Below are 18,784 nucleotides of genomic sequence, written 5' to 3' on the forward strand. Positions count from 1 at the left end.
TCATGTGATGAATCTTGTTCTCGTGTTAGTTGGATCACGTCCGGCTGGCACTACCCGAAACTTTGCTGGCTAACTTCCCGGAGGGAATATGGGACTCAGCTCCCCCACAGAGGCCGAAGCATCGGCAACCAAGGCGCAGCCCCAGGCTGACGCCCCGTCAACAGGTCTTCGCCGGTCCATGGAGGCCCGGCACCTGGTGATGATCGCCATGGGTGGCGTCATCGGCTCTGGCCTGTTCGTCAGTTCCGGTTACACGATCGCCACCGCAGGCCCCTTGGGCGCGGTCCTGGCGTTCCTTATCGGCGCTGTCGTCGTTTATCTGGTGATGGCCTGCCTCGGGGAACTCGCCGTAGCGTTCCCCGTTTCCGGCGCTTTCCACATCTACGCGGCCCGGACCATCGGCCCTGCAACGGGCTTCGCCACCGCGTGGCTTTACTGGCTCTGCTGGGCAGTTGCCCTGGGCTCCGAGTTCACCGCGGCCGGCCTCCTGATGCAACGTTGGTTCCCCGGTGTCGACGTATGGATCTGGTGCTTTGTCTTCGCAACAGTCCTTTTCACACTGAATGCCATCTCATCGCGTGTCTTCGGCGAATCTGAGTTTTGGTTCGCGCTGATCAAGGTCGCCGCCGTCGTCGGCCTCATCATCCTGGGCGGTGCCGCGCTGGCTGGCTTCCACCCGCTCGCCACCGGCGACTATCCCTCATTTGGCTCGAACTTCACCACTCCGGATGGTCTTTTCCCCAACGGCTTCACAGGGGTCTTCGTCACCTGCTTGGCCGTGTTCTACGCCTTCTCCGGCTCCGAACTGATCGGCGTCGCAGCAGGGGAAACGGCCAACCCCGGTGCCACCATCCCCAAGGCCATGCGTACTACGGTCATCCGGCTCATGATCTTCTTCGTCGGCGCAATCGTGGTCATCGCGGCCACCATCCCGTACGAGCAGGTCAGCGTGGATGAGAGCCCGTTCGTCACCGTCTTCTCCATGCTCGGGATCCCCTTCGCCGCGGACATCATGAACTTCGTGATCATCACGGCGCTGCTCTCGGCCGGTAACTGCGGGCTCTTCTCTTGTGCCCGCATGCTGTTCTCGCTGGCAGACGAAGGCCACGCACCCAAGGCCTTCAAGAAGCTGACCAAACGAGGCATCCCCATGATCGCCCTGTGTGTCAGCATGCTTGGCGGCCTGGCTTCGCTGATCAGCAGCGTTGTGGCGCCTTCCACTGTCTACCTCGTGCTGGTGTCCGTGGCCGGCTTCGCGACGGTGGGTGTCTGGATGTCGATCGTCGCTTCACACTTCATCTACCGCCGGACCTTCGTGAAGAACGGAGGGGACCTCTCAACGCTCCCCTACAAGGCCCCGCTCTTCCCCTTGGTCCCGATCCTGGCCTTCGCCTTATGCCTGGTGTCGCTGATCGGCATTGCCTTTGATCCCAACCAAGTCGCCGCGCTGTTGTTCGGTGTTCCGTTTGTTGGAGCCTGCTACGCGTTCTTCTACTTCAAGTACGGACGACGGCGGTCGCTCAAGAAGGTTGCCGGCGCTTAGGCCCGGAGCCTCCCCACCTCGCGTGACGAAGAACCAGCCCCTGGACAACCTGAACGGTTTCCCAGGGGCTGGTCCCGTCTGACGCTCACTCACATCCCACCCCCATCACCCCAACGCTCACTCACATCCCACCCCCATCACCCCAACGCTCACTCACATCCCACCCCCATCACCCCAACGCTCACTGACTTCGTTGGCCCGCGCTCGGTGCGTTAGGCTCCATCCATGCCCGAACAGGAAACGAAACCACGTCTTGCCGGCTATCTGGATAAGCAGCAGCCCGACCTTTATGCCACGCTCAGCCACTATTCCCAACAGCTCGTCGAAGAAGCTGACCGGCTAGGTGTTCCGCGGCGAACCCTCGAGCTCATAAATTACTTATCCTCGCAAATCAACGGCTGTGCATTTTGCCTGGATCTTCATCACCGGCGGGCATTGAAGTACGGCGAAACAGAACAGAGGCTTTCCTTGGTGGCCGTGTACCGGGAAGTCCAGCTGTTCGAACCAGCTGAAGTGGTAGCCATGGAGATCGCAGAACAGATCACGCGCATGAGCAGCTCGAGGCCTAGTCCTGAACTCTTCGAACAGGCGCGCCAGCACTACAGCGACGAACAGATCAGCGTCCTCTGCATGGCAGCGATCGGGATCAACGCCTTCAATCGGCTCTCCATTCTGAGCGAGCACCCCGTACGCGCGACGAAGAAGTAACAAACCAGAACGTGAGCGAGCGCCCGGCCCAAGCGGGCGGAACGTGAACGAGCGCCCGGCCCAACCGGGCGGAACGTGAGCGAGCGTCCGGCCCAAGCGGGCGGAACGTGAGCGAGCGTCCGGCCCAAGCGGGCGGAACGTGAGAGAGCGCCCGGCCCAAGCGGGCGGAACGTGAGCGAGCGTCTACTGGCGGGGGTTGCGGGCGTCGGGAGCGTCGGCGGCGAGGCGGATGCCGTGCTCAGCCAGCCACACCGGATTGAAAGCCTTGCTCAGGTAGTTGGTGCCGGCGTCGGGGGCTATGGCTACCACCACCGAACCGTGCGGCGCAGCACGGGCCACCCGGAGGGCTGCAGCCACAGCAAGCCCGGACGACGGCCCCAGGGCCAGCCCCTCTTCGTCCAGGAGCCGGTGCACGGTGGTGTAGACCTCATCGTTGGGTATCCGGAGGAAACGGTCCACGATCCCACGGTTGAATGCCTTGGGCCACTCGGGTTCGGGCCACGAGTTGCCCACGCCATCCACCAGGATTTCGCCGGGGTGGCCGCCACTGTACGCGGATCCGTAGGGGTCCGCACCCACGACCTCCAGGTGGCCTCCCGGCCGTGAAGCTGCCACCTGCTCCTTCAGGAACCGCCCGTTGCCGCTGATGGTCCCTCCGGTCCCGATGCTTGCCACGAAATGTGTGATCAGGCCACCCGTCTGTTCCCAGATTTCAGGACCCGTGTTCTCATAATGCGCGGCGGGATTGGCAGGGTTATCGAACTGCATCGGCCGCCAGGCGCCGGGCGTCTCTGCGGTGATGCGCGCCGCCACGGCACGGGCATTCTCCGGCGATTCGGAGGGGGCGTTCCAGTCGGTGAGGATCACACGCGCGCCGTAGTTGTGCAGTGCAGCGAGCTTCTCCTGCGAGATGGTGTCACCGGTGATGACAACAACAGGGTGGCCGGTGAGGTGCCCGATCAGGGCCAGCCCGATCCCGGTGTTCCCGGAGGTGCTCTCCACGATCGTGGCGCCCGGTTTTAACTCCCCCGAGCGTTCGGCGGCACGGACCATGCTCAACGCCGTGCGGTCCTTAATGGAGCCGCCGGGATTCTCGGATTCGAGTTTGATGTGGACGGCGCTGCCCAACCCACGGCTCAGGGCCTCTAGTTTCACCAGCGGGGTGTTTCCCACCTTCTCCAGGACTGAAGCATCCAGCACGTCCGGTGTTGGACCGGCTGAATGCGCGCCGTGTTTGCGGATATCGGTGTTCACCATGGTTCCCCTCCCTCGGACCCGATGACGTGGTGCACGAGATCGCGCAGTTCCGTCCGCGCCCGCTCCACCAGATCCGGCGCGGACGGACGGTCCGCCAGCACATCGGCCAAGCGACCGACGACGGCGCCCGTCCCCTTACCGAGTGGCTGCGCAGCCCCTGCCTCAAGCAGCAGGTAGGACGCGGTGAGTGCCTCAATCGTCAACAGCTTCTCCAAGGCCGCCACCGACTTTTCGAGTTGTTGCAACGCGAGCGGGGCCAGGGTGGAGTGGTCTTCGACGTCGGCTGACAGGGTTGGTGCTCCAAGGGTCGCCGGCGCGGCGAGGAATTTGAGTTCAGCAAGGAGCCCCGCTGCGGAGTACCAGAGCAGTCCCGGCAATTCTTCCTGCGCAAGGCCCGACCCGTTGGCGGCCGCGGCCAGGTGCTTGGCCCGGATGGCTCGCTGCGGCGGGTACAACTTGGCGATGCGCCGCTCGCTGGAGATGCCCACATGGGCCAAAGCGAGCCGCAACACTTCAAAGGACACCGCCAACTGGGTGGGCTGGAAATTCCCGCCAGACACCACCTGCCCGGACCCGACATCCACCAACGGGTTATCACCGCGACCGTTCAGTTCGACTTCCAGCGCCTCACCCAGATCCGACACCAAGGACCGGAATGCCCCGTGCGTCTGCGGTGCGGCGCGGAAGGAGAGGGCGTCCTGAACCGAAACCTCAGGCCGGACATCCTCCAGCCAGCCGCCGCTCAAAAGTCGACGAACAGCAGCGGCCGAGTCCCGCTGCCCGTTCACTGCCTTGGCCGCTTGGATGGCTGGCGAAAACGGGCTGAGGTTCCCGCCGCCGTCGTACCTTGCGATGGTCTCAAGGGACAAGGAAAGCGCGACGTCGGCAAGTTCGGCCAAGTGCCGCAGTCGCCTAAGGACCAGGGCACCGACGCCCACGGAGTAGGAGTTCGCGCTCACCAGTGACAGGGCCTCACCGGCTGCGAGAGTGAGGGGCTGCAGCCCGGCGTCAGCGAGCGCTTTGGCCCCCGGGACCAAGGTGCCGTGGGCATCGAACGCTTCACCTTCGCCGAGGGCCACAGCCGCGACGGCGGCGAGTTGGGTGAGGTCCGATGAGCCCACTGAGCCTTCGGAAGGGATGGCGGGGTGGACGCCGCGGTTCAGGAGTTCGGCGTAAAAACGGGCAGTCTCGGGACGCACTCCTGAGCCACCACGGCTGAATCCCACAAGGCGGGCAAGAATGACGGCCCGGGCGGCGGCGCGGTCCAGATAGGGGCCCACGCCACTGTTGTGATACCGGACAACCTGAACCTGATAGCTGAGGATCGACTTGTCCTCCACAACGGTGTCACGACCGGATCCCAGCAGGGTATTGAGCCCGTAGACCCGCTGGCCGGACGCCGCAGCCTCCTCCAGGATCTCCCGGGATCGGCCGATTAAAGTCAACGCATCATGGTTGAGTTTCACGTGAAACGAGTCGTTGCTGGCAACCAGGGCCAAGCGTTCAGCGCGTATCGGGGCCGTCCCTACCACCAGGGTCCCCGCATCATCAGACGTCATCAGAAGTCCAGGAGGTTCTGCCGGAATCCGCCGTTGCCGTAACTCTTCCTCAACAGCCCCCGCCGACGCAGCTCAGGGGTTAGTTTGTCCAGCACTCCATGCACCGTCACGGGATCCACGAAGCCGGAGAAAAGGAACCCGTCGCCGCCCACCGCGGAGCCGGTCTCCTCGAGATAGTCGGCGATTTCGCCCACCGTACCGATGATCGAGTCCCCTGCCCCGCCGCTACGGGCCTGCAGGATCTGGCGAAGCGTGGAACCTGGCGGCGCTGCTTTGGCGAAGTGCTCCAAGGTGCCCTGGTTGCTGTTGGTAGTCAGCTCGGGCAACGGGGCATCGAGGTCGAACTGCTTGAAGTCGATGACAGAAAGGTAGGAGATGGAGTTGAGCTGGCTGTCGATGTCCCGTTGGGTGAGCTCACGCCGCTGGGCACGCAGCTCCTCAGCTTCCGCAGCCGAACCGACCACCGTGGGCTTGAGGACAAACAGGACCTTCACGTCATCGGGGTTCCTGCCGGCCTTCGCAGCCTCGGCACGGATGGAGTCCCGGTATGCCTTCATCCCGTCTGCGCCTCGTGCCAAGGCGATCGCTACATCGGCATGCCCGCCAGCGAAGGCCTTGCCGCGGGGTGAAGCCCCGGCCTGAACCAACACGGGCTCCTCCGGCAGGGGCGCCGTGTTCAGCGGGCCCCGGACCTTGAAGAAGTCGCCTTCATGGTTGATCGGGTGAACCTTGGTGTGGTCTGCGAATACCCCGGCGGAAACGTCCTCAAGCACGGCGCCTGGTTCCCAACTCCGCCAAAGCCGCCTCACGACGTCGACGAATTCCTCCGCTTTCTCATACCGCAGGTCGTGTTCAATCTGCTGGTCCAGCCCGTAGTTCTGCGCGGCGAGGTCGCTGCCGGAAGTCACCACGTTCCAGCCAAGCTGCCCCTCTGAGAAGTGCTGCAAGGTGGCCAGCAGCCGGGCGGCAGTGAAGGGCGGGTAGAAGGAAGCGCTGACCGTGGGCACGATCCCGAGGTGCTCTGTCGCGGAGAGCAGGTAGGGAACCAATGCGAGGGGGTCGTGCTTGGGCGCGAAGGATGCGTGCGCCAAGGACACCTCGGCCGTACCGCCATATGTATCTGGAACGGTAAGTGAGTCCTCGATGATGAACAGGTCGAGCCCGGATCGCTCAAAGGCGCGCACGGCCTCTTGGTACAGGGCCGGCTTCTTCCAGTCATAGCCCAGCCCGTAGCCGGGCGTCCCCCAACCCTGAACTCCGAATCCGTGGCCCACGAACCATCCAAAATGCAGCATGGGCTTGAGTGTAGGACTGCTCTGTTCGTTCACCGCGACCTGGTTTCTTGCGAAGTTACAGGGGGACGTACTGCGTCAATTATGCTCCCGGGACGTCATAAATGGGCCTTGCCACAGCACCCTCCGGTTACGCAACATGACGGCGGGCAAACCCCCGCCACATGCAGCCCAGGCGCCCTGAATGCTACGTTTTTCTTGAGTAATGAGTACCAGCGCGAAGCCCTGACTTGCTGGTCGGCAACCCTCTCTCCGGCGGGGTGCCTCAGGTGACTACTCGGCGTATCGGACAAATTCGAACTGCAAGCGTGACTGAGGAGCACCAGCAATGCCTGAACCCACTGAAGAAAAACTCTCCTACCGCCTGATCACAGGCCCGGACACCCGCGATTTCTGCGAGCGGATCAGCTCCGCACTCGCCGAGGGCTATGTGCTCCATGGCAGCCCGGCAGCCACCTTTAACGGCACGGACGTCATCGTCGCCCAGGCAATCGTGCTTCCCGCAGCGATCGCCCACGCAGACGCCGCCGTGGCCGACGCCGTCGACCAGCTTGAAAATGACGACGACGAAGCGTTCGAGGGCCACGCATGAGCTACGCAGGCGACCTGACCCCGCAGGACGCGTGGGCCAAACTTGAGGCAGGTGCCATCCTGGTGGATGTCCGTACCGAGGGCGAATGGGCCCACATCGGTATCCCGGACACCAAAGCCACGGACAACGATCCCCTGTTCATCCAGTGGAACCTCGCCGGCGGCATCCCCAACTCCCGCTTCATTGAGGACCTGCGGCAGCAAGCGCCCGAAGACGACGGCGTGGAGCTCGTCTTCCTGTGCCGCTCCGGCCAGCGTTCAATCGCAGCAGCCATCGCCGCAACCCAGGCAGGCTTCACCGCGTACAACGTCCTTGAGGGCTTTGAAGGCGAACCTGACCGCTATGGCGAGCGCACTGTAAATGGCTGGAAAAACCGTGGCCTACCAACGAACCTGGGGACCGACTAAGTGACTTTCAATCCCGACGCCGCTGGCTGGAATCCTGATACCCAGGCCGTCCGTGGCGGTCTTGACCGCACCAACTTCCAGGAAACGTCCGAGGCCGTCTTCCTGAACTCCGGCTTCGTCTACGAATCGGCTGCCGCTGCCGAACGTGCCTTCACCGGTGAGGACGAACGATTCGTCTACTCCCGTTACGGTAACCCCTCCGTGGCCACCTTCCAGGAACGGCTCCGCCTGCTGGAAGGCACCGAGGCTTGCTTTGCGACGGCGTCCGGCATGTCTGCGGTATTCACCGCCTTGGGTGCCCTGCTGGCTGCCGGGGACCGCGTAGTCGCCGCCCGCTCCCTGTTCGGGTCCTGCTTCGTGATCCTCAACGAAATCCTTCCGCGCTGGGGCGTGGAGACAGTATTCGTTGACGGACCCGACCTGGACCAGTGGCGTGAAGCCTTGTCCAAGCCCACCACGGCCGTGTTTTTCGAATCTCCGTCCAACCCCATGCAGGAGATCGTCGACATCGCGGCGGTCAGCGAGCTGGCGCATGCCGCCGGCGCGACCGTCGTCGTCGACAATGTCTTTGCCACTCCACTGCTGCAGCGCTGTGGTGAGCTGGGCGCCGACGTGATCGTGTATTCCGGCACCAAGCACATCGACGGCCAGGGCCGCGTTCTTGGCGGCGCCATCCTGGGCACCAAGGAGTTCATCGACGGCCCGGTCAAGCAGCTCATGCGGCACACCGGACCTTCGCTGTCCGCGTTCAACGCCTGGGTGCTGACCAAGGGGTTGGAGACCATGGGACTGCGCGTGAGCCACAGCTCAGCGTCCGCTTTGAAGATCGCGGAATGGCTCGAACAGCAGCCCGCCATCAGCTGGGTCAAGTACCCGCTGTTGAAATCGCACCCGCAATACGAGCTCGCAGCGAAGCAGATGAAGGCCGGCGGAACAGTGCTGACTTTCGAGTTGTCCCCGTCGTCAGGACGTTCCGCGAAGGAGGCCGCCTTCGCTTTGCTGGACGGCCTGGGAGTCATCGACATCTCCAACAACCTGGGCGACTCCAAGTCCCTCATCACCCACCCGGCCACGACGACCCACCGGGCCATGGGCCCGGAGGGCCGCGCAGCAATTGGGCTGAGCGATGGCGTGGTTCGCTTGTCCGTGGGCCTGGAAGACGTGGACGACCTCATCCTGGATCTGGAGAAGGCCCTCAAACAGGTCTAACCTTGCTGCCATGAGCGGGACGTATCCTTACCGCCGTGCCGGAGCAGTCATCGTTGCCGGCACGGTGGTGTGGTTCGTGGGAATCTCACCTGTCAGCCGTGTGTACATCACGCCGGACGCAGCAGAACGACTGCGGATGCTCCATGCGGGTCGACGTGGCTGGATGGTGGGACAGCACTTGACTGCCGCCGGAACCGTCGCCGTGCCGGTGGGATTCGCAGCGTTCGCAGGCGCCGTTCCGGACACCCGCAAAGAACCTGGAAAGCCCAAGAAGTGGGCCGTTGCCGCCGCGGCCGCACTGCTCGCCGGTGCCCCGTTCTTTGTTTACAGCCTTTCGCGCCGCGCCTCGGACCTGGAGCGCTTCGCTGCCCGACGCGGATCGAATGCGCCGTTCCTTGTGTATTCAGCACTGCATGTTGTGGCGCTCGGGGCGCTGGGCGGGAGCCTGCTTTCGTCGCCCGCCCAGCGTTGGATCGGCTATACCGCAGCGGCCAGCGCTCCGGTCTTCGGGGGAATCCTGATCGCCAAGAAGGACATCCCGCCGCTCGTTTTCTACCTCATCGAAGGAGCCACCGGGGCCTACCTTATGTCCTGGAAGGAACCGGAGGGTCCAGGTCAACGAACCATGGCCGGAAGAGCCGAAGCCGACGCTCCCGCAGGCTAGTCCTGGAAGTACTCGATTTTCGCGCCGATGGTGTTCAGTCGCTCTGCCAGGTCCTCGTATCCACGCTCGATCACGTAGATGTTGCGCAGCTCGGACGTTCCCCGGGCCGCCAGCATCGCCAGGAGCAGGCAGGCTGCCGGACGCAGGGCCGGCGGGCAGCCGATTTCCGCGGCACGCCACTTGGTGGGTCCGTTGACGTAGATCCGGTGCGGATCCAGCAGCTGCACCTGGGCACCGAGCTTGTTGAGCTCAGTCAGGTAGATCGCACGGTTCTCGTAGACCCAGTCGTGGATCATGGTCTGGCCCTCGGCGTTGCCTGCGATCACGGCGAAGAACGGCAGGTTGTCGATGTTCAGGCCGGGGAAGGGCATCGGGTGGATCTTGTCCTGGGGAGCCCGGAGTTCGGAGGGCTTGGTGGTCACATCCACCAGGCGGGTGCGGCCGTTGCGGGCCATGTACTCGCCGGAGACCTCCAGGTTTTGGCCCATCTGCTCCAGCGTGGCGAGCTCGATCTCCATGAACTCGATGGGCACCCGGCGGATGGTGACCTCCGAGTTGGTGACGATGCCCGCGGTGATGAGGCTCATGGCCTCGATGGGGTCCTCTGAAGGGAAGTACTCGATCTCCACATCGATCGCCGGACGGCCCGTGATCTTGAGGGTAGTGGTTCCTACGCCGTCGATCTCCACGCCAAGCCCCTGCAGGTAGAAGCAGAGGTCCTGGACCATGTAGTTGGGGCTGGCGTTGCGGATGACCGTCGTACCTTCGCGGTGGGCGGCGGCCATGATGGCGTTCTCGGTAACGGTGTCGCCGCGTTCGGTCAGGACGAAGGACCGGTTATCGCCGTCGGCGGGTGGTGCGGTCACCGAGTAGAACCCGGAGCGGGCCTCCACAGCGAGTCCAAACTGACGCAAGGCCTGCATGTGCGGCTCAACAGTGCGGGTTCCGAGGTCGCAACCCCCGGCGTAGGGCAGCAGGTACTCGCTTGTCTCGTCCAGGAGCGGACCCAAAAGCATGATGACGCTGCGGGTACGGCGGGCGGCGTCGACGTCCATCGATTCGAGGTCCAGGACCTCGGGCCTGCGGATCCGGAGATCACTGCCGTTGAGCCACGTGCACTCGACACCGATGGAGGTCAGGACCTCTACGATCCTGTTGACTTCCTCGATGCGGGCCAAGCGGCGCAGCGTGGTGGTGCCACGGTTGATGAGGCTTGCACAAAGAAGCGCCACGCCGGCGTTCTTGCTGCTGTTGACGTCCACCTCGCCGGAGAGCGTCCGGCCACCTTCTACCCGCAGGTGGGTCATCTGGGGCTTGCCGACTTTGACGATCGATCGCCCAAAAATCGCTTCAAGGCGTTCAATCATTCGGAGGCTCAGGTTCTGCTTACCTTGTTCCATGCGGGCAATTGCGCTTTGGCTGGTTCCCAGCTCGGTAGCCAACTGCCCCTGCGTCCAGCCCTTTTCGCTCCGAGCGTTGCGGAGCAGGAGGCCTATATGTTCTGGCGTAGCTTGCGTCATAACAAAGAAATATCACAAATGAGCTAGAAGTGGCCAGCAGAACTCCGCTCGAGCGGTTAATGTCACACCGTACCCGTACCGTGAGATATGAAGCTCGACGTCGGTAGTCGCCTATGCGGGTAAGGCGCCTCCCTTTCCACAGGGGAAGTTGTCCCCATTGTGCTCAACAGCCCGATGGCGAAACATTGCACCAAAGTTCAAGGGGGAAACATGGCTTTCTACGGCGCCGACGTCGACCACCTCAAAGCACTCTCAAAGTCTTTGGCGCACGGCGCCTCCATGCTGACGGCGCGGGCACGCGAGCTGGACTCCCTGATCACCAGAAGCGGCTATTGGCAAGGTCAGGATGCCCAACGCTTCGCTGCCGAGTGGCATGGAAGCTTACGCCCATTGCTGGACCTGGTGTCACGCGGAATTGACGAGGCATCAAAGTCTGCACGTGGTAACGCAGAGGAGCAATCGGGTGCTTCCATGGAAGCCTCCGTCGGTGGCGGGTCCGGTGGAAGCGGAACCATTCAGTGGGCCGCCACGAACACCGACCCCGGCCGCCCCAGCCCGCAGGAAATCCTCGAGGAATACCAGGTCAGCGATGCGGAGACAACCAACTGGCCGGGCGATTGGGACCCTTTGAAGTTCGTGGTGGACCAGAGGGTTGTCACCGAGAAGGAGGCCGAAATGCTGAATGGTCTTGGACCTTTCGAACTGAACGCTTTCAAGGGCATCCACGATGACGCCTTCAATGTCGCTGATGAACGCTTCCCCAGCGCAGACCAAAACGACGACCAGAACGACGCCTTCCGCCATGCGTACTGGAACGCCCTGATGGCGAAGGAATTCGGCGCAGAGTGGGCTGAGGACTACGCCACGGCACACGAGCAACTCCCCGGTAACCCTGCCCCGCGCGAGGCCATGGATCTGTACAACAATGAAGTAGGCCGGGAATCGCGGACCACCTCGTGAACCCACCACATCTTGACCCGGCCCGACCCCAAGGGCGAACGTCCGCTGCCCTGCTGGGCCTGGCCGCCCTCGTCCTGGCCTGCATACTGGCCGCCTGCTCCCTGGGAGGATCTGTCATGCCCGAATCCAACGACAAACTCAACAGCCAAGTACTCGAAGCCGCAACGAAGGGCACCGCTTTGAAGCTTGCCGATGCCACTGATTTCGAATGGGACCAGGCCGGCTTCGTGATGGAGGGGACCTTGGCCAAAGACATCGAAGCGGCTTTCGGCGAACCCATCACCAAGGAAAACCGCTATACGGCATCGCCGGCATTGTTCGTCTTCATGAAGGACGGCAAAGTTGCCAAGGCGGTCCGGATCGTTCCCGACGCGTTCATCGGGTCCGAAGCCAAAAAGAAGTACGGCCGTGATGTGGTCCTTACGCCGCCGGACGGGCAGAAGGGTTTCCTGAGCTGGAGGGAGTCCTAAGCCCGCCAGTATCCCAAGGCGTCAATGCGGTGCTTGTCCACACCGAGCTCCTTGCGCAGATGCTTGACGATGGCCCTCGTGCTGGACGCTTCACAGGCTACCCAGAAGAAGTCCTCAGAGGCCGAGACCACGTCAGCATCAAGGGCGCGGCAGACCTCCTCCACCAAGGCAGCCCCGTCACGTTTGCGCGGAATCCAAGTGACGACGTCGGAACCGGACGTGCGCACCTGCAGTGAGGTATCGGCGTCGTGCTGGTATTCCAACCAGGCCGTCACCGGCGCCGCTCCGGGGGCACATCGGTCCCGTTCGTCCAGCAGTGAGTTGATGGCGGGGATGGACGCGGGGTCCCCCACCACCCAGATGCGGCGCGGGGTGGGTTGTGGGAAGGTGAATGAGCTGCCCTGGACGGTGGCCTCGATGGTTTCGCCGGCTTGTACCGACCAGGCCCAATCCGCCGCCACGCCATCGTGCATCGCGAAGTCCATACTGAACGTGCCTGCCGCCGGGTCCGCGTTCACCACGGTGTAGGCGCGCTGGTGCGCTTTTCCGGAGTCGTCGAACCACAATCGGATCCACATGGTGGGGTGCACGCCACTGCGCTCCAGGAGTCCGCCGTCCCGTACATGGATTCGGAGGAAATCCGGGGTGATCTCCTCGCGCCCCGTCACCTTCAGGGTGAAGTCCTTGGCGCCCATCACCTTGAGGACCACGCCTTCCCAATTGCGCTTCAAGAAACTCTCCTTCACGAATGGCCACGATTTGGTGCACGGAGCCAAAGCCACTTATCTTGAACTTAAGTAAGCCTAACCTAAGTATGAAAGTGATCGAGAAGATGACGCCTGCCCCGACGCAACAATCAGGTCCGGCAGGCGGCCCGGGAACGTACCGGGACACGTGGGGAATCCCGCATCTTTGGGCCGGATCTGCCAATGAACTGGCCTTCCTGCAAGGCCGCAATGCCGCGATCGACCGGTCCTGGCAGATCGAATTGGAGCGCTGGCGATCCGAGGGGCGCACAGCGGAAGTACTTGGCGCAGACGCGGTGGCCTGGGACCGGTTCGCCCGGCAGGCACGGCTGGATGACACCGCCCGCCGTTGCTTCGAGAACCTCGACGCCGACACCCAACGTTGGTGTGGTCAGTACGTGGACGGCGTCAACCGCGCACTGGCCGACGGCCTCCGGGACAGCCCGGAATTCACCGAGTCGGGTAGCAGTCCCGAGCTGTGGAACCCTTGGACCCCCCTTGGCGTCTTCCTGGTTCACCACATCCTCTTTTCCACGTTCCCGAACAAGCTGTTCCGCGCCCACGTCGTAAGGACCCTCGGCGAGGATGCCGTCAGCCTGTTCAGTATCGAAGCTCCGGTGTGGTCCGGCAGCAACGCCTGGGCGGCCCATGGTTCGGTATCCGTGAGCGGTTTGCCACTGGTTGCCGGTGACCCGCACCGCCTCATGGAACTGCCCGGCGTGTACCAGCAGGTGCGGCTCGCCTGCCCGGAATTCGACGCCGTCGGGTTCGCGTTTCCAGGAGTTCCCGGCCTTCCGCACTTCGCCCAGACAGAGCACACCGCGTGGGCCGTCACCAACGCCATGGCCGACTACCAGGACCTCTTCGAGGAAGAGCTGCGCCGGGTCACCGACTACTCCGGCGAGCGCATCGAGGCACGGGGCGCGGAAGGCTGGGAAACCGTCGTCGTGAATCTGGAGACCATTCACGTCCGCGACGGTGAGTCCGTGTCCGTGGACATTATTGAGACCGCCCGCGGACCGGTCATCTCCGAAACGCCCGACGGCGGCGCCCTGAGTTTGCGTTTCCCCGCGCGGGTTGAGGGGCGGCTGGGTTTCGAGGCCCTCCTGCCGATGCTGCGGAGCCGGAGCGTTCACGAGGTGGAAGCCGCGTTGGATGCCTGGGTGGAACCGGTCAACAGCGTAATCGCCGCTGATACGTCAGGAACCGTGACCCAGTTTGTTGCCGGGCTGGTCCCCCAGCGGAATCCCGCCAACCGTCGCCTGCCCGCACCCGCATACTCAGCCCGCCATGCGTGGGACGGGCAATACGTGATCCTTCCCCGGTCCGCGGTTGAAACGTTCGCCGTCAGCGCGAATGACCGCGCAGCAGGCGGAGGGGACGCCGTCGCAATGGAGTTTGCACCCGCATACCGCGCCGCGCGGATCCGCGAGCTGCTTGAAGCGGTTGAAGGCCCTCTCGCTCCCGACCACATGCAGGCCATCCACATGGATACTCTGCTGGGTCCATGGCCGTTGTACCGCTCGATCCTGGCCGCCTTGGATCCCGCTGACCTGTCCCGGGAGGCCAAGGAAGTGCGCTCACGACTGCTTCGCTGGGATGGCCGGATGGACGCCGGCAGCAAGCCGGCTGCCCTCTTTTCCGGGTGGAGGGGTGCCTTGGTCCAACGCTTGGCCAAGCACCCATCCCTTGCTGCATTGAACGACCCCGCAGGCTATTCACCGTTATTCGGGCCGTGGTTGTCCGTTCCCTCCCGGGTCGGTTTCGCCCTTGAGACGCTGCTGCTCCGAGGTTCGGAGCTCGGCATCGATGCTGGAGTGGAAGCGGCTGCAAGTCTTGAAGACGCGGCGCTGGAAGAGGCACTTCTGGACGGAGCTTCATGGGGTGACCGCCATCAGCTGCTGGCCGTTCATCTCCTCCCCGGTTCCCTTGCCGACGCCGCGCCAACTGCCGGTCTCAGCGGCGACACCGGATGCGTGCTATGCACTGAGAGCCTCCCGGGCATGGATGACCGGAGCTTCCGCGGCCCTGTGGCCCGCTACGTCTGGGACCTGTCCGAGCGCCGGAACAGCCGGTGGATTGTTCCCTTCGGCGCCGCCGGGACGCCGGGCCACCAGCATTTCGCCGACCAATTGCCCGTGTGGACCGCCGGGCAGCTCGCCCCGGTGGTTACCGGGTGGTCGGTCCTCAGCAAAGACGAACCCTGACACTTCTGCACCCAGTCGCACCCGAATACCCAGCACCCGAAGGAAGACATGACCACCACCGCCCCGGACTTCTCCGCCCGCACCACCGTCTACTCCGAAGAACTCGAAGGATGGGGTGCCCTGCGGATCGTCCCGCTGGTCCCCAACGAGGACTTGGGGCTTGTCTTCGAGTGGGTGACCCAGCCCCGCGCCAGGTTCTGGGGAATGACCGAGCACACCTTTGAGGAGGTCCTGGGCATCTACGAATTCCTGGACTCACTGGAGACACACCACGCGTTCTTGGTGACCCTGGACGGGGAGGCGTTGGCGTTGTTCCAGACCTACGAGCCCCTGCACGACCCCGTGGGCGAGGCGTACCCCGCCCGCGAGGAAGACATCGGCATGCACCTGCTGCTGGCTCCGGCCACGCGCCCCATCCCGCACTTCACGCCCCGGCTGGCCACGTCATTGATCAAGTACATGTTTTCCCTGCCGGGCAAGGACCGGATCGTTGTGGAGCCCGATGCCCGCAACGCCAAGGCCCTCCGTCGCCTCGAAGCAACATGCTTCGAGCTTGGACCCATCGTCCAGCTCGCGGAAAAGGAGGCACAGCTGGGTTTCCTCACCCGGGCGGGATTCGATGAAGTCCAGGACCGCGCCGCCCGTTAGCGCCAGACGAAGCTCCAGGTCCCGGCGCCCACGGCGGCCAGCACAGCACCCGCTGCGATGACCACTCCGCCAAGGACCACCCAGATATCCAGCACCGAGTACGTGGATTCGCGCGCCCACGTCCGCTGGCCGCCGCCAAAGCCCCGCGCTTCCATGGTCACAGCCAACCGCGAAGCCCGCCGGACAGCCTGGACCAGCAACCCGAAGCTCTGGCCGAGGGTGGCTTTCAACCGCTGGAACGGGTTGCCTTGCGAACCGACACCCCGTGCACGGCGGGCCATGCCAATGGTCTGCCATTCTTCGGCCATGAGGCCCACCAAGCGCATGGCAGCGAGGGATCCCAGGACAAACCGGTGCGGCAGCTTCGCTTTCTGTGCCAAGGCATCGGCCAGGTCCGTGGGGTCGGTGCAGGTCATCAGGAGGATCGCCGGAAGGGCAATCGCCAGGCCGCGCAGCATGAAACCCAGCCCGAGCTCAAGGGAACCTTCGCTGATGGACCAGAGTCCGACGTCGAGCAGTACAGCGCCGCTGTCAGCCGCCACGATCGCTGTGCTCCAGCCACCAATCGCCGCAGCGATGATCAACGGCCAGGCCCGCTGCCACAAAAGCCGCAGCGTGAGCCCGGCAAGGGGGAACAGCGCCAGCTCGGCCACCAGCGCGGTAGTTGCCGAAACCCAGTCGATGGAGAGGGCCAACACCAGCGAAATCAGGAAGACCGCGACGAACTTGGCCAGCGGGTTCGCTGTGGTCAGCAGGGCGTGATTACCCCGCAGGTTCAATGCGTCCCTCATGCTGCACCGGCTTCCTGGCGGCTTGCTGCACGTGCCGCGGGGTCCAGGCGCAGCTCCGTGCCGCCCAGCACGGCGCTGAACTCCTGGTCGTGGGTTACGGAGACCACAGCCGTTCCGGCGTCGAGCAACTCCGAAAGAAACGACGCCAGCTCGGCCCAAGTGTTCGCGTCCTGGCCGAACGTGGGCTCATCGAGGACAAGGACTTTAGGATGCGCGGCGAGCACCGTGGCCACCGAAAGCCTGCGCTTCTCGCCGCCGGACAGGGTGTACGGGTTCGCGTCCACCAGGTGGGTGAGCCGCAACCGCTCCAGCAGTTCGTCCACGCGTTCCTCGCCATGGCCAAGGTGCTTCGGACCAAACATCAGCTCATCCAGCACCTTGCCCGTGACGAACTGGTGCTCGGGCTCCTGAAACACTGTCCCGATGCGTGAAATCAGTTGATCGGCTTTCCACTTGAACGGGTCGATCCCGGCCCCTTCTGAAAGCTCGACGGCGGCACTCACTTTGCCGTCCACCGGCGCCAAAAGGCCGGCCAGCGTGAGCGCGAACGTAGACTTACCGGCACCATTCGGACCAGTGATGGTGAGCGCTTGGCCCGCCCTGACCTGGGCGCTGACATCGGATTGCACAGGAACCGGAGGGATGGTCCGGAATCCCTTTCGGCGGGGCTTTTCTCGCGAGACTGCCACATCCTGGGCAGCCAGGAGCAGTTGTGCGGCGGAGGTCTCAGTGCGCCGGGCACGGGTTGCCGGGACGTATCCGGGAACCCAGACGCCGGCTGCCATCAGCATGGTGCGGGCCTCGGACAGGACCTGCTCCGGCGGGCCGTCCAACAGGACGCCCGGAGTGCCGTTGCCCGCGGATCCTGGCTGCAACACCACAATCCGGTCCACCAGGTCCTTCCACACGGAGACGCGGTGTTCCACCACAACAAGGGTGGCTCCGGTTTTGTCGAGGCAGCGGCCCACTGCGTCCCGCACCTCAAGGACCCCTGCTGGGTCCAGGTTGGCCGTTGGTTCGTCCAGCAGGATCAGCCCGGGCCGCATCGCCAAAATCCCCGCAAGCGCGAGGCGCTGTTTCTGCCCGCCGGACAGGGCCGCCGTCGGATGATCCAACGCCAGTCCGCCGCCGGCAGCGGTCCGCAACCCGACGTCGTCGAGCGCTTCATGGACGCGGGCCCAAATTTCCTCCCGCCGCACGGCCAGGTTCTCGGCGCCGAAGGCGACGTCGTCCCCCACCCGGGACAGGACAACCTGCGTTTCCGGGTCCTGTTGCATCAGGCCCGCACGGCCGCGCTGCTCCCGGGGAGAAGCGCCGTCCAGCAGCAGCGAGCCGGTCTCGTCCGAGTCGTCTTCTTCGTCCCCCAACACCCCCGCGAGGGCATGCAGGAGCGTGGACTTGCCCGCACCCGAGGGGCCGAGCAGCAGTACCCGCTCCCCCGGTTCGATCCTGAGGTCAAGGCCTTGGATGGCTGGCGTGGCCCTTCCGGCGTGCCGCCATCCCCAGCCCTCGGCTGTGATGGCGGCAGGCCGGACGTGGCTGCCGCGTTCAATGACGGGCATCAGCTGAAGACGGGCTCCGAAGCGGCCTTGCGCGACGCGAAGGAACTAAGGACGCCGGTTTTCGCCAGGCCGCGGGTGGCAATCCACGACAGTGCGCCCGCAATGATCGCCCCGGAGATCGTGGTGAACGTGATGTAAGTGAGCTTGTCGATTGCCTCGTAGGCGATGTTCCAGCCCCAGGGAAGGAACGAGTCGTTGAGGCCGCAGAAGAGGCCCGCACCTGCACCGGCAAGGAGCGAGGTGGGCAGGTTGAACTTCTTGTAGAGGAACGCGGCGAAGATGAGCTCCGCGCCAAGGCCCTGAAGGACGCCGGAGATCAGTACGGTGGTGCCGTACTGGGAGCCCATGATGAGTTCGCCTGTGGCAGCAACGGACTCGCAGAACAGGGCGGCACCCGGCTTACGGATGATGAGCATGCCCAGGACCGCCGGAATCATCCAACCGCCAGCGATCAGGCCCGTCAGCGGCGGATACGCCGCGTTCATGGGGATGGATACCAGTGCGGCGCCTTGGGACCATGCCCAGAAAATCACGCCGCCGGCGATGGCGATCAAAGCTGCCACCACAATGTCTACAACACGCCAGTTATAACTGGTCTTCTTCACGCTTACCGTGGTCATTTTTCTGCCTCCTGAGTTACAGGAGGGGA

18 protein-coding genes and 1 riboswitch are annotated in these 18,784 nt (G+C 64.0%); of the genes, 10 read left to right on the top strand and 8 right to left on the bottom strand.

Features of this window, described 5'->3' with window-relative positions; genetic code table 11:
- Window positions 1–88 precede the first annotated feature (88 nt).
- Complete coding sequence (locus ACNQOP_RS13440; protein WP_416404771.1) at window positions 89–1,543, top strand: amino acid permease; 1,455 nt, start codon at window positions 89–91, stop codon at window positions 1,541–1,543.
- A gap of 225 nt (window positions 1,544–1,768) precedes the next feature.
- Window positions 1,769–2,251: a carboxymuconolactone decarboxylase family protein gene (locus tag ACNQOP_RS13445; protein ID WP_284987505.1), complete on the top strand. Its 483-nt coding sequence runs from the start codon at window positions 1,769–1,771 to the stop codon at window positions 2,249–2,251.
- A 183-nt stretch (window positions 2,252–2,434) separates the two neighbouring features.
- On the opposite strand, the gene ACNQOP_RS13450 is transcribed toward ACNQOP_RS13445, so the two are convergent.
- Genes ACNQOP_RS13450 through ACNQOP_RS13460 form a run of 3 tightly spaced genes read right to left on the bottom strand, consistent with a single transcriptional unit; the run spans window position 2,435 to window position 6,395 of the window.
- Window positions 2,435–3,508 carry a PLP-dependent cysteine synthase family protein gene (locus tag ACNQOP_RS13450; protein ID WP_416404772.1) on the bottom strand — a complete coding sequence of 358 codons (1,074 nt, stop codon included), beginning with the start codon at window positions 3,506–3,508 and terminating at the stop codon, window positions 2,435–2,437.
- The gene (locus ACNQOP_RS13455) at window positions 3,502–5,067 is read right to left on the bottom strand and encodes an aromatic amino acid ammonia-lyase (RefSeq protein ID WP_416404773.1); all 1,566 of its coding nucleotides are present in this window, start codon (window positions 5,065–5,067) and stop codon (window positions 3,502–3,504) included. The genes ACNQOP_RS13450 and ACNQOP_RS13455 overlap by 7 nt, the downstream gene beginning before the upstream one ends.
- On the bottom strand, window positions 5,067–6,395 hold the full coding sequence (locus tag ACNQOP_RS13460; protein WP_416404774.1) for an NtaA/DmoA family FMN-dependent monooxygenase: 1,329 nt from the start codon (window positions 6,393–6,395) through the stop codon (window positions 5,067–5,069). The genes ACNQOP_RS13455 and ACNQOP_RS13460 overlap by 1 nt, the downstream gene beginning before the upstream one ends.
- 165 nt (window positions 6,396–6,560) lie before the next feature.
- Window positions 6,561–6,674, top strand: a riboswitch (SAM riboswitch).
- Between the two features lie 13 nt (window positions 6,675–6,687).
- On the opposite strand from ACNQOP_RS13460, the gene ACNQOP_RS13465 reads away from it, so the two are divergent.
- The 4 genes from ACNQOP_RS13465 to ACNQOP_RS13480 are packed head-to-tail and all read left to right on the top strand — an operon-like array spanning window position 6,688 to window position 9,231.
- Window positions 6,688–6,951 (top strand): DUF1737 domain-containing protein, encoded by a 264-nt coding sequence (locus ACNQOP_RS13465; protein WP_211713632.1) that lies wholly within the window; start codon window positions 6,688–6,690, stop codon window positions 6,949–6,951.
- Window positions 6,948–7,358 carry a rhodanese-like domain-containing protein gene (locus ACNQOP_RS13470; protein ID WP_257369377.1) on the top strand — a complete coding sequence of 137 codons (411 nt, stop codon included), beginning with the start codon at window positions 6,948–6,950 and terminating at the stop codon, window positions 7,356–7,358. Before ACNQOP_RS13465 ends, ACNQOP_RS13470 begins: the two co-directional genes overlap by 4 nt.
- Window positions 7,359–8,567, top strand: coding sequence for an O-succinylhomoserine sulfhydrylase (locus ACNQOP_RS13475; protein WP_416404775.1), 1,209 nt, complete (start codon window positions 7,359–7,361; stop codon window positions 8,565–8,567).
- 10 nt (window positions 8,568–8,577) lie between these two features.
- Entirely contained in the window at window positions 8,578–9,231 is a 654-nt protein-coding gene (locus ACNQOP_RS13480; protein ID WP_416404776.1) for a hypothetical protein, read from the top strand.
- Here ACNQOP_RS13480 and ACNQOP_RS13485 read toward each other — a convergent pair.
- On the bottom strand, window positions 9,228–10,751 hold the full coding sequence (locus tag ACNQOP_RS13485) for a UDP-N-acetylglucosamine 1-carboxyvinyltransferase (protein WP_416404777.1): 1,524 nt from the start codon (window positions 10,749–10,751) through the stop codon (window positions 9,228–9,230). The genes ACNQOP_RS13480 and ACNQOP_RS13485 overlap by 4 nt on opposite strands.
- 210 nt (window positions 10,752–10,961) lie before the next feature.
- Here ACNQOP_RS13485 and ACNQOP_RS13490 point away from each other — a divergent pair, with 210 nt between their 5' ends.
- Both ACNQOP_RS13490 and ACNQOP_RS13495 read left to right on the top strand, forming a co-directional pair.
- A complete protein-coding gene (locus tag ACNQOP_RS13490; RefSeq protein ID WP_416404778.1) occupies window positions 10,962–11,711 on the top strand; it encodes a DUF6973 domain-containing protein in 750 nt (249 codons plus the stop codon).
- Window positions 11,708–12,181, top strand: coding sequence for a hypothetical protein (locus tag ACNQOP_RS13495; RefSeq protein ID WP_257369371.1), 474 nt, complete (start codon window positions 11,708–11,710; stop codon window positions 12,179–12,181). Before ACNQOP_RS13490 ends, ACNQOP_RS13495 begins: the two co-directional genes overlap by 4 nt.
- Here ACNQOP_RS13495 and ACNQOP_RS13500 read toward each other — a convergent pair.
- Complete coding sequence (locus ACNQOP_RS13500) at window positions 12,178–12,912, bottom strand: siderophore-interacting protein (protein ID WP_416404779.1); 735 nt, start codon at window positions 12,910–12,912, stop codon at window positions 12,178–12,180. The genes ACNQOP_RS13495 and ACNQOP_RS13500 overlap by 4 nt on opposite strands.
- Window positions 12,913–13,001: 89 nt before the next feature.
- Here ACNQOP_RS13500 and ACNQOP_RS13505 point away from each other — a divergent pair, with 89 nt between their 5' ends.
- Window positions 13,002–15,134 carry a penicillin acylase family protein gene (locus tag ACNQOP_RS13505; protein ID WP_416404780.1) on the top strand — a complete coding sequence of 711 codons (2,133 nt, stop codon included), beginning with the start codon at window positions 13,002–13,004 and terminating at the stop codon, window positions 15,132–15,134.
- A gap of 48 nt (window positions 15,135–15,182) precedes the next feature.
- Window positions 15,183–15,782 carry a GNAT family N-acetyltransferase gene (locus ACNQOP_RS13510; protein WP_257369367.1) on the top strand — a complete coding sequence of 200 codons (600 nt, stop codon included), beginning with the start codon at window positions 15,183–15,185 and terminating at the stop codon, window positions 15,780–15,782.
- Here ACNQOP_RS13510 and ACNQOP_RS13515 read toward each other — a convergent pair.
- Genes ACNQOP_RS13515 through ACNQOP_RS13525 form a run of 3 tightly spaced genes read right to left on the bottom strand, consistent with a single transcriptional unit; the run spans window position 15,779 to window position 18,755 of the window.
- Window positions 15,779–16,573, bottom strand: coding sequence for an energy-coupling factor transporter transmembrane component T family protein (locus ACNQOP_RS13515; RefSeq protein ID WP_416404781.1), 795 nt, complete (start codon window positions 16,571–16,573; stop codon window positions 15,779–15,781). The two genes, ACNQOP_RS13510 and ACNQOP_RS13515, sit on opposite strands and share 4 nt — an antisense overlap.
- The gene (locus ACNQOP_RS13520) at window positions 16,570–18,135 is read right to left on the bottom strand and encodes an ABC transporter ATP-binding protein (RefSeq protein WP_416404782.1); all 1,566 of its coding nucleotides are present in this window, start codon (window positions 18,133–18,135) and stop codon (window positions 16,570–16,572) included. The genes ACNQOP_RS13515 and ACNQOP_RS13520 overlap by 4 nt, the downstream gene beginning before the upstream one ends.
- Window positions 18,135–18,755 (bottom strand): ECF transporter S component, encoded by a 621-nt coding sequence (locus ACNQOP_RS13525; RefSeq protein WP_235517858.1) that lies wholly within the window; start codon window positions 18,753–18,755, stop codon window positions 18,135–18,137. Before ACNQOP_RS13525 ends, ACNQOP_RS13520 begins: the two co-directional genes overlap by 1 nt.
- Window positions 18,756–18,784 lie beyond the last annotated feature (29 nt).

It is taken from the genome of Arthrobacter sp. LFS091 (assembly GCF_047977885.1).
In the GTDB taxonomy this organism is placed as follows: domain Bacteria; phylum Actinomycetota; class Actinomycetes; order Actinomycetales; family Micrococcaceae; genus Arthrobacter.

Coding starts and splice junctions, on each gene's coding strand:
- ACNQOP_RS13440 (WP_416404771.1), top strand. CDS start 89: ATGGGACTCAGCTCCCCCACAGAGGCCGAAGCATCGGCAACCAAGGCG.
- ACNQOP_RS13445 (WP_284987505.1), top strand. CDS start 1,769: ATGCCCGAACAGGAAACGAAACCACGTCTTGCCGGCTATCTGGATAAG.
- ACNQOP_RS13450 (WP_416404772.1), bottom strand. CDS start 3,508: ATGGTGAACACCGATATCCGCAAACACGGCGCGCATTCAGCCGGTCCA.
- ACNQOP_RS13455 (WP_416404773.1), bottom strand. CDS start 5,067: ATGACGTCTGATGATGCGGGGACCCTGGTGGTAGGGACGGCCCCGATA.
- ACNQOP_RS13465 (WP_211713632.1), top strand. CDS start 6,688: ATGCCTGAACCCACTGAAGAAAAACTCTCCTACCGCCTGATCACAGGC.
- ACNQOP_RS13470 (WP_257369377.1), top strand. CDS start 6,948: ATGAGCTACGCAGGCGACCTGACCCCGCAGGACGCGTGGGCCAAACTT.
- ACNQOP_RS13480 (WP_416404776.1), top strand. CDS start 8,578: ATGAGCGGGACGTATCCTTACCGCCGTGCCGGAGCAGTCATCGTTGCC.
- ACNQOP_RS13485 (WP_416404777.1), bottom strand. CDS start 10,751: ATGACGCAAGCTACGCCAGAACATATAGGCCTCCTGCTCCGCAACGCT.
- ACNQOP_RS13490 (WP_416404778.1), top strand. CDS start 10,962: ATGGCTTTCTACGGCGCCGACGTCGACCACCTCAAAGCACTCTCAAAG.
- ACNQOP_RS13510 (WP_257369367.1), top strand. CDS start 15,183: ATGACCACCACCGCCCCGGACTTCTCCGCCCGCACCACCGTCTACTCC.
- ACNQOP_RS13515 (WP_416404781.1), bottom strand. CDS start 16,573: ATGAGGGACGCATTGAACCTGCGGGGTAATCACGCCCTGCTGACCACA.
- ACNQOP_RS13520 (WP_416404782.1), bottom strand. CDS start 18,135: ATGCCCGTCATTGAACGCGGCAGCCACGTCCGGCCTGCCGCCATCACA.
- ACNQOP_RS13525 (WP_235517858.1), bottom strand. CDS start 18,755: ATGACCACGGTAAGCGTGAAGAAGACCAGTTATAACTGGCGTGTTGTA.